The sequence below is a fragment of the Rhizobacter sp. AJA081-3 genome, from assembly GCF_017795745.1.
Classification (GTDB): Bacteria; Pseudomonadota; Gammaproteobacteria; order Burkholderiales; family Burkholderiaceae_C; genus Piscinibacter.
The window spans coordinates 5,021,098-5,033,317 of sequence record NZ_CP059067.1 but is presented as its reverse complement, the minus strand read 5'-3'; the positions used below and the strand labels follow the sequence as shown (position 1 = coordinate 5,033,317).

The window sequence follows — 12,220 nt, the reverse complement described above, 5'->3', positions numbered from 1 at the left end:
CCATGCCCTTGCGCGCCGCCTCCCCGAGCCCCCCGATCAGCATCCGCAGCAACCTGGCCGAGCAGGCCTATGCGCAGCTGAAGGCGCTGATCCACGACTTCCAGCTGCTGCCCGGCGACCGCTTCTCCGAGAACGAGATGGGCACGCGGCTGGGCGTGAGCCGCACGCCGGTGCGCGAGGCGCTGTTCCGGCTGCGCAACGAAGGCTTCATGGAGGTCGAGAGCAAGGCCGGCTGGTACGTCAAGCCGATCGACTTCGACAAGCTCGACCAGCTCTACGACCTGCGCGTGCTGCTCGAGCTCGCCAGCGTGGCGCGGCTGTGCGCGCGCGAGAGCGACCCACCCGAGCTCGACGCGCTCAAAGCCGCCTGGCTGGTGCCGGCCGCCGAGCGCCTGACGGAGATGCGCGAGGTCGGCGCGCTCGACGAGCAGTTCCACGCGACGCTGGTGCGTGCCGCCGGCAACGCCGAGATCGCCAAGGTGCACTGGGACGTGACCGAGCGCATCCGCATCGTGCGGCGGCTGGACTTCACGCGCGAGGACCGCATCGACGCCACCTACGCCGAGCACGCGAAGATCCTGCGCGCGGTGCTGCAGCGCAAGCTCGACCAGGCGCAGTTGCTGCTGAAGAGCCACATCGAGCAGAGCAAGACCGAGGTGCGCAAGATCACGCTCGGCACGCTGCACGAGGCGCGTCTGCGCGCACGCGCGGCTCAGCGCTGATCGCGCGGGCCTTCGGCCCTAGGCTGCGGGCACCACCACCCAGGCCTCCAGCCCGCCACCTGCGCGGGGCGTGACACCGACCTGCCAGCCGTTCGCACGCGCAAGCTGCTGCACGATCGCCAGGCCCAGGCCGAAGGCACCCGGCGCCGCGTCAGCCTGGCCTTGGCCGCGATGGAAGGGGCGGAACACCAGCGCGAGCTGGTCTTCCGGAATGCTCGGCCCGCGGTCGAGCACGCCGATGTAGACCTGGCCCACGTCGCCGCCCTGGTCGGCCGAAGGCACCACCCGGGCGACCAGCTCGATCGGCCCGGGCGCGTAGCGCAAGGCGTTGCCCAGCAGGTTGTCGACGACGCGTGCCAGCGCCCCCGGCGCCGCATGAACCCGGATCGACAGGTCGCATCGCAGCGTGAGCTGCGCCCCGGCCGATCGCGCGGCCTCTTCGTGCACCCGCTCGCGCTCGCGCAGCCAGCCGCAGAGTTCGAAGTCCTCGGCTGTCTCGGTGTTCATGCCGCGCGCGATCTCGAGCATCTGGCCGATCAGCGCGTTCATCTCCTCGATGTCGTGCTCCAGCCTTTGCAGCAACGCCGGATCAGGACGCAGCGTCAGCATCTCGATGGCCAGTCGCATGCGCGCCAGCGGTGTGCGCAGGTCGTGCGAGACGCCAGCGAACAGCGTCGTGCGCGCGTCCAGCAGCTCGCGCACCTGCAGCGCCATGCGATTGAAGTGGCGCGCCAGGCCAGCCAGCTCGCGCGGGCCGGTTTCGGCCAGCAGTTCGGGGCTGGCGCCGCGGGCCAGTTGAGCTGCCGCCAGCTCGAGCTGCGCGACCGGCTGCGCGATGCGCCGTGCCAGCCACCACGACAGCAGCGCCACCAGCACGATGCCGACGCCGAACGGCAGAGCCAATGCCCCCAGAGGCTGCGTCTTCATGCGATCCGCCGCGAAGCCGACGCCGATCGAGCGGCCCCCGGCCGGCACCGTCGTCCACAGCCAGAGCCGGCCGTCGGCGGCTGTCTCATCCAGGAAGAACACCGCATGGCCGGTGCGGCGCTCGAAGGCCCGTTCGAGGAAGAGCAGGTAGGGCCCATGGTGCAAGCCCGTGTCCTGCGGCGGCGGCATGTCCGGCCGCAGCGCCAGCTGGTGGCTGCGCTCCAGCTCCTGCTCGAAGGCCGGTCGCGTCTCGGGCGGCAGCTCGTTCCAGGTCTGCGCCGAGAGCACCATCAGGCCCGCCAGGTCGTCGGCCGCGCGGCGCGCCATCGGCAGGAAGATGAAGCCCAGCGCCGCGGCCGCGGTGACCAGCTCGAGCGTGATGAACAGCGCCGCGAGCCAGCGCACGTACTGCTGTGCCAGCCCCGTCGGCGGCCGGGTTCGGCCCATCAGGCCGACTCGCCCTGCGGGTTGAACAGGTAGCCCTCGCCGCGCACGGTGCGGATGTAGGCCGGGTGGGCGGGGTCGGCCTCGATACGCCGGCGCAGCCGGGTGACGCGCACGTCGATGCTGCGGTCGAACGCACTGCGTTCGTAGCCCTTGAGCCGCTCGATCAGGTCGTCGCGCGACAGCACCCGGTTGGGGTGCTCGACGAACACCTGCAGCAGCTGGAACTCCGCCGTCGAGATCGGCACCTCGGTGTCGCCGCGCATCAGCCGCCACGCCGCGCTGTCCAGCGTGTAGGGCCCGAAGACGGGCAGGCTCGCGGCCGCCGACCCGGCCGGAGCAAGGGCCGGTGCGGCCGGCCGCGCGCGCCGCAGCAGGGCGCGCAGCCGGGCCAGCAGTTCGCGCGGGCTGAAGGGCTTGGGCAGGTAGTCGTCGGCACCGACCTCGAGGCCGACGACGCGGTCGATCTCCTCGCCGCGCGCGGACACCATCAGGATCGGCACCTCACTGGACTTGCGCAGCTCGCGCGCCAGGCTCAGGCCGTCCTCGCCGGGCAGCATCAGGTCGAGCACGATCGCGTCGGGCGGCACCTGCGCGATGCGCTCGTGCATCTGCCGGCCATCGACCGCGGTGTCGACGACGAAGCCACTGGCGCCGAGGTAATCGGCCAGCAATTCGCGCAGCGCGGGGTCGTCGTCGACGACGAGGATGCGGGCAGGCGCGGCGGCATTCATCAAGAGGCAGTGTAGCCAGCGCACTGCCTCGGAAACGCGGTGACTCTTGCTGAAACGCAGTGAAACGCGATGCTGCGGGCTGGAAATCGCCAGGCAATGGCCGCCGCCCAAGATGCGGGCCATGGTCAGGCACGAACTCATCACGGGGATCGCACAAGCGGCGCGGGTGCAGTTGCGCATCGCGGCAGTGGTGCTCGTCGCGCTGGGCGGCGCCGACGCGGTGCAGGCCGCAGACGAAGCCGCCCCGAAGCCGCTGGATCTGTCGCTGCCGCGGCAAGCCGGGCAGTGGACCGGTGTGGCCTCGCGAGAGCGCCCGGACGCGCGGCCGGAGCTCGGCGCCGGTTCGCAGCAGCCGCGCTCGCCGGCCGTGCATTCGCGGCCGCAGCCCTACGGCACGGGCTACGAGGCACGGATGTCTGCGGGTGCCTTCACCGGGGCAGCCGGCGCCACGGGAGCCGGGCCGCAGGGCGGTGGCAACGGTGCGCCGGGGGGGCCACGCGGCGGCAACGGCAAGGGCCGATGAAGCCACAGGATTTTCAGTCGAGGCCACTGGCCTCTGTTTCAACCCAAGGAGAGATCGAGATGAACACGAGTCAAACGCTCAAGGCCCTCATGACAGCCGTCGCACTGGCCGCCGCGGCGGGTGCATCGGCACAGGCGCAGGATCAGACACGCGACCAGGTCCGGGCCGAGGCCAAGGACCAGATCAAGGACCAGGACCGCACCAAGGACCAGGTCAAGGACCAGACCAAGGATCAGGACCGTGATCGCGTCAAGGACCAGGACCGCACCAAGGATCAGGCCAAGGATCAGACCCAGACGAAGGTGAAGACGCAGACCCGCACCAAGACCGAAGCCAAGGTGCGCACCGAAGAACAGACCCGCAGCCGGCAAGGCACGGCGGCGGGGACGGGTACGGGCGCGGGTGGCAGCGGCGGCGCGGGCGGTGGTGGCGGTAGCGGCGGTGGTGCCGGTGGCGGCAGCGGCGGTGGCAGCGGCGGTGGCAGCGGCGGTGGCGGCAGCGGCGGTGGCGGTGGCGCCGGCGGTGGTGGTGGCGGCCGCTGATCGCCGCAACGAGCAGGAGATGAAGTCATGAGAACCACGACTCGCCGCCTGGCCGCGGCCTTCGCGGCCCTGGCCCTGCTCGGTACGGCGATGGGGGCCCAGCCGGGCCCCGAGCGCCGGGCCGGGCCCGACGCGCGGCGTCCTGCCGCGCCGCAATTCCGCACGCCGCACATCCGCTTCGACGCACAGCATCTGCACAACCACTACTACCCGGTGCAGGGCTACGCGGTGCCGAGCCTGCCCACCGGCAGCATCAGCATCGCCTTCGGGGGCGGCAGCTACTTCTTCCACGGTGGCGTGTGGTACCGGCCTTCGGGCACGCGCTTCGTCGTGGTGCTGCCGCCGATCGGCATCTTCGTGCCGATCCTGCCGGCGGCCTATGTCACCTTGTGGATCGGCGGCACGTACTACTACTACGCCAACGGGATCTACTACGCACCGGCGGGTGCGAACGGCTACGTCGTCGTCGAGCCCCCCGCCGAGTCCACAGCGGCGTCGGCTGCCATCGTGCCCGAGCCGGTGATCTATCCGCGCAACGGGCAGAGCGCCGAGCAGACCGAGGCCGATCGGCGCGAATGCAACCGCTGGGCGACCACGCAACCCTCGGCGATGAACGACGCGAGCGTGTTCCAGCGCGCGGTAGCGGCGTGCATGGACGCGCGCGGCTACACCGTGCGCTGAAACACTCTCCCATTCGAAGGACACCCATGCAACGCAAACAGTTTCTGCGTCACCTCGGCGCCCTGGCCGGCACCGCCGCGATCGGCCCGCTGATCGCCGCCTGCGGCGGCGGTACCGGCGACGCCACGGATTCGTCGGCACTCGCCGCAGGCACCGCCGTGCCGACCTCGCTCGGCCTGCTGTCGCCCGACGAGGTTGCCGGGCTCAAGTTCATGCGCGAGGAGGAGAAGCTCGCCCACGACGTCTACGTCGCGATGGACGCCTTGTGGAGCCACCGGACCTTCGCCAACATCGCGCTGAGCGAGACGACGCACACGCAGGCGATCCTCGCGCTGCTGACGAAGTACGGTGTCGACGACCCGGCCGCGGGCAAGCCCGCCGGCGTGTTCGAGGATCCGCAGCTGCAGGCCCTCTACGACACGCTGGTGAAGGCCGGCGCAGCCAGCCTGGTCGAGGGGCTCAAGGTCGGTGCGCTGATCGAGGAGACCGACATCCGCGACATCGTGCAGCGCCAGGCCGTCACCGACGAGGCGGACATACTGAACGTCTACGGCAGCCTGCTGTGCGGCTCGCGCAACCACCTTCGCGCCTTCAATGGCGCGTTGCTCGCTCTCGGCGTGACCTACAGCGCTCAGGTGATCACGCAGCAGGAGTGGGACGCGATTGCCTACTCGACGCGAGAGACCTGCGGCGGCTGAGTGCGCCGGCCGCCCACGCGCCGCAGCGCCAGGCCGGCGAGTCCCAGACCGGCCAGCAACGGCAGCACCGGATCGAACGGTGACTGCCCGCGTGCCATCGTGCAGCCGCCGCCCTCGTCGGCCGCCGGGATCGGGTCGGTGCCCGGCCCGGGCGGCGGCTCCACGGCCTGCGCGGTGGCGAGAATCGTCGCGGAGCTGGCGTTGTCCGCCGCGTTCGCATCCAGATCCTCGCTGCTCACGCCGGCGCTGAGCGTGTAGCTGCCTTCGGCGGCCGCACCCACGGTGACGGACACGGTGCGGCTCTGCGCCACCCCGAGCTCGGGCAGCGTGCACCGGAAGGTCGAGCCCTGCACCGTGCAGGCGCTCGGATCGCCGATGCCGACCAGCCGCAGGTTGTCGGGCAGGGTGCCGCTCACGGTCACGTTCCTGGCCATGCCGGCGCCATGGTTCGACACCTCCAGCGTCACGGTCTGCTGGCCACCGGCCGTGAACGAGACGCCGCTGCTGCTCAGGCTCAGGTCGGGCAGGTCGAACGCGGACATGACCGCGTACATGGCCTCCTTGCTGGCCGCATTGCCGGGCGAGGTTTCGCCCATCCACAGCACCATGGTCGACGAGCCGTCGGGCAGGGGCCGCAGCTGCGATTCGGACTGGCCGGCCGCGCCTGCCGACACCGGCACGAAGGGCTCGAAGCTCACGCCCAGGTCGGTCGATCGCGACACGTACACGCGGCCCGCCTCGCCGGCCAGCGTGTTGCTCTCGGTCGCGTAGGCGATGTAGAGCACGTTCGGGTCCTGCGTGTCGCCGGCGTCGGGCGAGCCGGTGAGCGGGTTGACGATCGTTCCCGGCGTCGGCACCAGGCGCGGCTCCACCACCGTCAGCGCGGGCGACTGGACGCGCGACAGGTCGACCGGGCTGCTCCAGCTGCCGGCGCGCCCGTCGTCGGTCGAGCGGGTGAAGAAGAGGTTGTAGTTCGCCGAAGGGGTGGCTGTCTTCTCCGGGTCGGCGCCGAGCATGTCGGGCGTCAGGTCGTAGGCCAGTCCGATGAAGCCACCGCGCACGATGGCTCGATGCGCGTTGGCGTTGCCGCCGGACGCCGCCACGTCGGTCATGCGCTGCGTCGCATCGGCCAGGATGTCGGTGGGCAGGAAACCGTTCGAGCCCGGGCGCGCGAGCGTGTCGACCAGGCCGCGCCGCACCACGATGTCGGCCGGCGCGCCCGGCGTGGCGGTCGGCGATTCACGCCAGAGCATCACGGTGCGCAGCGCCGAAGTCCCTGCGGCCGCGGCGCCCTGCAGCACGAAGCGCACGCGGCGCGCGTTCTTCGTCACGTCGCTGACGATGGTGCCGGGCGAGTTCGTGTCGTGGCTCGAGTAGGGGAAGGCGTGGTAGACCACGCACTTGCCGCCATTGCCGCCGGGGCAGGCGGATTCCTCGTAGCCCACCGCCGCCACGCTGCCGCTGACCTGCAGATTCGGTCGCGATGCGCCGGGCTGCCCGGTTCCCGTGGCGTTGTTGTCGCTGAGCTGCGCGAGGTTGGCGCGCCAGGTGGCGCCGCTGAGCGCCGGCGCGTGCGTGTACCAGATGTTGGTGCCGCCGGTGACGTGCGAGCCCATGCCGCCGTCGCCCCGGCCTTCGGCCTCGCCCGGCTGCAGGCCTGCCGGATCTTCCTGCCAGGCCAGCGCGTAGGCCGTGCCGGTGGCATTGCCCGAGACCACTTCGCCGATGGCATCGCGCTGGCCGTTGGTCAGCTGCTGAACGTCCCACGCGGCGAGCGTTGGATCCACGGTGGTCGCCGTCCACACACAGTGGAACGGCCGGTCGACGACGCCGTCCCCGTCGAAGTCACTGGCCCCTTGCACGGGGTTGGTGTAGCTGCCTGCATTGCCGGTCGCGGCCGGGTCCTGCGGACAGTAGGCGCTGTTCCAGGTGATCACCACCTTCGGGCCGGATGTGTCCGGCGGCGCGAAGATGCTGGGCTTTTCGTTGTCGACGCTGAAGGCCAGCGCGTCGCGCACGGTGATCGACTGGCCACCTGTCGCCGCGCCGGCCGCATCGCGCGACAGCAGCACCGGCGCCGACCACGACACGCCATCGTCGAAGGAGTGGCGTGCGTACACGTCCTGGCGGCCCACCGGCCCATCGCCGTAGGTGTAGAGCCACACCTTCCTGAATGCGCTGCCATCGAAGTAGGCGAGGCGCACGGCCTTCGCCTTTTCCGTGCCCGTGGGCGTCTGACTGACATTCACAGTCGACGCCGACTTGAGCGCCGTCGCCGCCAGCACCGCCGCCGCAATCGCGCAAGACAACACACCGACACCGAGCTTGACGCTGACTTTCAAGTTGGGACTCCTGATCAGACCTTGACCTGTGCCAATGCGACCCCTCGCATCCGCCTGCCTATGGTTCCGCAGGGAATGAGCGCTCGCGTTGCGTTCGCTCATCGATGACGCTCGCCCCGAACCGGCATGCAGGCCGAAGCGCATGAGACGATGGCGCACATGACGCAGGATCTCGATCGCGCATCGGCAGGCGCTTTGCGCCGGGAATGCGGGCTGGTGACCCCGCCTTCAGGGTGGTGGCGCTGGCTGGGTGATGCGCATGTTCTGGCCAGCCTTCTGGCGGCCTTGCCGGTCTGGCTCGCCCTGGGCATGACCATGGGTGGCCGCATGCAGGTGGCGCACACCTGGGGTGCTTGGTTGTCGCTGGTGCTGGTGCAGCCCATCGCCGAGGAACTCGTCTTTCGCGGCGTGCTTCAAGGCCAGTTGCTGCGACTCGGCGGCACACGCGGGGCGGGGCCGTTCACCTGGGCCAACCTCGCGACGACGGCCGGTTTCGTCGGCCTGCACCTGATTTCGCAACCGCTGGCGTGGGCGTTGGCAATCGCCGCACCGTCGCTGCTGCTCGGCCATCTGCGCGAACGTTTCGGCAGCGTCCTGCCGGCCGTGTTCGTGCATGCGTTCTTCAACGCGGGATTCGGTCTCGTCGCGCTCGTCGCACGCGCGTGAGCTCGTCGCTGCCCAGGCGCGACGCGTCATCGGCTTGATCCATGTCGGATGGCAGTTGAAACACTGCACCGAGATGGCGCGAGCGTTGCGCACACTCAATCGCTTCCCGACCACGACGCCAAGAATGCTTTTTGTCCGTCGTTGAAAGGAACCATCATGAAGACTTGGTTGAGGGGACTGCTGATCGCCTGCATCAGCAGTGTGATGTTGGGATGCGGAGGGTCGGATGACCCGCCACCGCCGCCACCGGCACCGACAAGCCTGTCGGTGCAACCCGGTGACGAACTGAACACGGTGCAGTGGCCGGCCGTGGCCGGAGCCACCTCGTACAACCTGTACTGGTCGGAAACCACGCCGGTCGCCAAGGCGACCGCGCAGGTGGTCACGGGCGCAGTGTCGCCCTATCTGCACACGGGCCGCACGAACGGCCGGCTTGTCTACTACGCCGTCACGTCGGTCAATGCCGACGGCGAGAGTGCTTTGTCGACCGAGATCGGCGCGATGCCCGTTGCACCGGTGCCGGCACCTCCCGGCACGGTGAACGCCACGCCGGGTGACGGCATGGTCACCATCGACTGGGCTCCTGTGTCGCGTGCGGACTCGTACACCCTGTACTGGTCGAACACGGCCGGGTTCGCGCCCGGCGGCGCTGGGGTGACGAAGATCGAGAACATCCAGGCCACCAGCTACGCGCATCTGACTCTCACGAACGGCACCGCTTACTACTACCTGGTGACGGCCGTGAACACGGGTGGCGAGAGCGTGGTGTCGGCGGAAGCTTCGGCCACGCCGCTGCCGCCCGCGCCTGGCGCCCCGGCCAACCTGACGGCCACCACGGGCGACACTCACGTGCATCTGTCCTGGTCCGGCTCGCAGGGGGCGACCTCGTACAACGTGTACTGGTCGAACACCGCGGGCATCGTCCCCGGCGCAGTCGGCGTGACGCAGATTCCCGGCGTGACGACAACGAGCTACGAGCCGACCGGCCTGACCAACGGTGACACGTACTACTACGTGGTGAGCGCCATCGGTGCGGGCGGCGAGAGCGCGGTGTCTTCCGAAGTCTCCGTGCGGCCGCTGCCCCCGGCACCGCCTGCACCGCTGGGCCTGACGGCGATTGCGCCGAAGGACGTGACGCAGGTCACCGTGCAGTGGTTCGACGTCACCGACTATCCGTCGGCGGTCTCTCCGATCCAGCTCGGCTATCACATCTACCGCGGCCTCCAACCGGGCCTGGCGACGTACTACAAGGATGCGTCGCGCGCCACGAAGATCGCCAACGTCACCGCGCCGTTCGTCGACGCGACCGTGGCCAACGCCACCACTTACTACTACGTGGTGACCAGCTTCGTGCCGGCCATCCCGGATGTCGAGAGCGCGCCTTCGGGTGAGGTCTCGGCCACGACCGGCCGTGCCGGTGGCGGCGGTGGCGGTGGTGGTGGCGGCGGCGATACCGGCTTCGGCAACAACCTGTCGTTCCCGATCGTGTTCGCCGATGGCTATGGCATCACCGGCCTGAAGCTGGCCGGCACCTGGCCGGGCACGGGCCCGTTCACCACGCTGCCGACCTTCGACTTCAACACCGGGCTGCGCCCGCTGTCGACGGAGACGCTGACGAGCTTCCCGCTGCTGAGCAGTGCCACCGCCGTGTCCCTGGGCGGCACCACCTACTACCCGCAAGCCACGGCCAGCACGTGGCAGGCGGAGTGGCGCAACAACGCCACGGGTGCGCAGATGGAAGCGATCGTCGACTGGGGTGACGCGCTGCTGAGCAAGACCTACACGTCGAGCTCCATCGTGCGCATCGAGACGACGCTCAAGCAGGATGCCACCATTGCCGGCGTGACCGACACGATGACGGCGTACAGGATGGCGCTGCTGTCCGGTTCGCAGACGACGGAGCTGCAAGGCACCGACGGCACGACCATCGCATCGCCGACCCGCAATGTGTTCGCGATCAACGCGCGGCTGAAGATCGAGAAGATCGCCACCGGCGGCGGCGCCGACACGGTCGTCTTCGACAAGGCCGTGTACGAAGGCTTCGGCGCGTCCGAGGAGGGTGGCGGCGGCAGCACCGTGGTCTCGACCAAGTACGGTGCCGAGTTGAACGTCGCCGGCTCGATCGTCTACGGCTACAACTTCCGGCTCAGCTCCGTGACCGGCGTGCCTAACAAGGCGGGCCAGTACCGGATCACCTTCAGCCTGGATCCGCAGGCGACGGTGGGCACGGAGACCGTGCCGAACCACGTGACGATGGTCAGCAAGTCGGATGCCGGCGCGACGCTGGCCACCGACGGCCTGAGTTCATCGGTGGTGATCACCGTGAACTGACCGGCCGACACACCCCGGCACGCAAGTCGACGGCGGCTCTCGCAAGAGAAGCCGCCGTTTGTCTTTGGTGCCGTTCCTCAACCCACACCAAAGGAGCCATGCCATGCATGCGCATCACTGGAAGACCACCGCGGCGGCCTGCGCGCTGTCGATGCTCGCCGCCTGCGGCGGCGGCGACGACCCCGCCACCGACCCCACTCAGACGGCCATCGGCACGATCAGCAGCTTCGGCAGCCTGGTCGTCAATGGCGTGCGCTTCGACGACACCGCGGCCAGCATCACCATGGACGACAGCGCGGGCACGCGCGATCGGCTGCGCGTGGGCATGGTGGTCCAGGTGCGCGGCCGCATCAACGCCAACGGCACGGGCGTGGCCAACACCATCCGCTACAACGACTGCGTGCAGGGCCCGATCACGGCGATGAACCAGGTGCAGAACACCGTCACCGTGCTCGGCCAGACGGTGCTGGTGGACGACGACACCGTGTTCGATGGCGTCACGCTGCGCGACATGAACAGCTTCGCGATCGGTGACCAGGTCGAGGTCAGCTGCCTGCCCGATCCGGCCAACAACCGCCTGCGCGCCACCCGCATGGAGCGACAGGGGCTGTTTCAGAACGGCGTCAGCGAACTCGAGGTCAAGGGCACGGTGAGCAACCTCGATGCGGCCGCGGGCACCTGCACCGTCGATGGCCTGACGGTGAACTTCTCGGGCATCGCCGCGGGCGGCCGCCCCGCCGGTCTGGCCAACGGCATGACCGTGGAGGTCGGCGGCAGCAACTTCGCCAATGGCATCCTCACCGCCGACCGGCTGCGCGACCGCGATCGCGACCGCATCAGCTATCCCGACGGCGATGGTCTCGAGGTCGAGGGCTACGTCGCCGACTTCGTCTCGATCGCGAACTTCACGGTGGCGGGCCAGGCGGTGAATGCGGCCAACGCGGTGATCCGCAATGGCACGGCCGCCGACATCCGCAACGGCCTGAAGGTCGAAGCCGAAGGCGTGATGACGAACAACGTGCTGGTCGCCAGCGTGCTCGTCGTCAAGCTGCAAGCCAACGTGCATGTCGAGTCCGGCCTGCAGGCCAAGGACGCGGCACTGAGCACGCTGACGATGCTCGGCCGCGCGCTCAAGCTCACGGGCGACACGGTGCTGCGCGACCGCCTGGCCAGCGCGGACCAGCCGGCGATCATCACGCTGGCATCGCTGAATGCGGCCGACCGCCTGGAAGTCAACGCCTATGAGGACGCGGCGGGCGACCTGATCGCCACACGCGTGGAGCGCACCGCGGCGGACACGCTGGTGGTCGTCAAGGGGCCGGCAGACGCGAAGGTGCCGACCACGCAGCTCACGCTGGCGGGTTTCGGCGTGGCCACGGGCGCCAACTCACGCTACCGCGACCTGAGCGGAGCGCTGGTCGACGCTGCGACCTTCTATGCCGCCGTGGCCGTACCGCCGGCCGTACCGACGATGGTGCGCGCACGGGGTGTGGTGGCCAGCCTGGCGACCAATGTGGTGGATGCGACGCGCGACGTCAGCACCACGGGTGAGCTGGAGATCGGCGAGGACTGAGCCTCGCCAGGGTCGGGTGCGGGGCCGCGGGAAGCGG

General features: G+C 69.8%; 11 protein-coding genes. 8 read left to right on the top strand and 3 right to left on the bottom strand.

Features of this window, described 5'->3' with window-relative positions; translation table 11 throughout:
- Nucleotides 1-2: 2 nt before the first annotated feature.
- The gene (locus HZ992_RS23765) at nucleotides 3-722 is read left to right on the top strand and encodes a GntR family transcriptional regulator (RefSeq protein WP_209384301.1); all 720 of its coding nucleotides are present in this window, start codon (nucleotides 3-5) and stop codon (nucleotides 720-722) included.
- 18 nt (nucleotides 723-740) lie between these two features.
- On the opposite strand, the gene HZ992_RS23760 is transcribed toward HZ992_RS23765, so the two are convergent.
- Both HZ992_RS23760 and HZ992_RS23755 read right to left on the bottom strand, forming a co-directional pair.
- Nucleotides 741-2,096: an ATP-binding protein gene (locus tag HZ992_RS23760; RefSeq protein ID WP_209384300.1), complete on the bottom strand. Its 1,356-nt coding sequence runs from the start codon at nucleotides 2,094-2,096 to the stop codon at nucleotides 741-743.
- Nucleotides 2,096-2,827 (bottom strand): response regulator, encoded by a 732-nt coding sequence (locus HZ992_RS23755; protein ID WP_209384299.1) that lies wholly within the window; start codon nucleotides 2,825-2,827, stop codon nucleotides 2,096-2,098. The genes HZ992_RS23760 and HZ992_RS23755 overlap by 1 nt, the downstream gene beginning before the upstream one ends.
- A gap of 121 nt (nucleotides 2,828-2,948) precedes the next feature.
- Between HZ992_RS23755 and HZ992_RS23750 the strand changes: the two genes are divergently transcribed.
- From HZ992_RS23750 to HZ992_RS23735, 4 genes are read left to right on the top strand one after another with little or no spacing between them, the layout of a single operon-like run.
- Nucleotides 2,949-3,350, top strand: a complete 402-nt coding sequence (locus HZ992_RS23750) for a hypothetical protein (RefSeq protein ID WP_209384298.1) — start codon at nucleotides 2,949-2,951, stop codon at nucleotides 3,348-3,350.
- A 59-nt stretch (nucleotides 3,351-3,409) separates the two neighbouring features.
- Nucleotides 3,410-3,892, top strand: a complete 483-nt coding sequence (locus HZ992_RS23745; protein WP_209384297.1) for a DUF4148 domain-containing protein — start codon at nucleotides 3,410-3,412, stop codon at nucleotides 3,890-3,892.
- 27 nt (nucleotides 3,893-3,919) lie between these two features.
- Complete coding sequence (locus tag HZ992_RS23740) at nucleotides 3,920-4,573, top strand: DUF6515 family protein (RefSeq protein WP_209384296.1); 654 nt, start codon at nucleotides 3,920-3,922, stop codon at nucleotides 4,571-4,573.
- A gap of 26 nt (nucleotides 4,574-4,599) precedes the next feature.
- Nucleotides 4,600-5,271, top strand: a complete 672-nt coding sequence (locus HZ992_RS23735; RefSeq protein ID WP_209384295.1) for a DUF2202 domain-containing protein — start codon at nucleotides 4,600-4,602, stop codon at nucleotides 5,269-5,271.
- Here the strand turns inward: HZ992_RS23735 and HZ992_RS23730 are convergent.
- Nucleotides 5,241-7,613: a JDVT-CTERM domain-containing protein gene (locus HZ992_RS23730; RefSeq protein WP_209384294.1), complete on the bottom strand. Its 2,373-nt coding sequence runs from the start codon at nucleotides 7,611-7,613 to the stop codon at nucleotides 5,241-5,243. The genes HZ992_RS23735 and HZ992_RS23730 overlap by 31 nt on opposite strands.
- 126 nt (nucleotides 7,614-7,739) lie before the next feature.
- On the opposite strand from HZ992_RS23730, the gene mrtJ reads away from it, so the two are divergent.
- The 3 genes from mrtJ (at nucleotide 7,740) to HZ992_RS23715 (ending at nucleotide 12,183) form a co-directional block, all read left to right on the top strand.
- Nucleotides 7,740-8,279 carry a JDVT-CTERM system glutamic-type intramembrane protease MrtJ gene (gene mrtJ, locus HZ992_RS23725; protein ID WP_209384293.1) on the top strand — a complete coding sequence of 180 codons (540 nt, stop codon included), beginning with the start codon at nucleotides 7,740-7,742 and terminating at the stop codon, nucleotides 8,277-8,279.
- A 267-nt stretch (nucleotides 8,280-8,546) separates the two neighbouring features.
- Nucleotides 8,547-10,610, top strand: a complete 2,064-nt coding sequence (locus HZ992_RS23720) for a fibronectin type III domain-containing protein (protein WP_209384292.1) — start codon at nucleotides 8,547-8,549, stop codon at nucleotides 10,608-10,610.
- A gap of 103 nt (nucleotides 10,611-10,713) precedes the next feature.
- Complete coding sequence (locus HZ992_RS23715; protein WP_209384291.1) at nucleotides 10,714-12,183, top strand: DUF5666 domain-containing protein; 1,470 nt, start codon at nucleotides 10,714-10,716, stop codon at nucleotides 12,181-12,183.
- The last annotated feature ends 37 nt before the right edge of the window (nucleotides 12,184-12,220 follow it).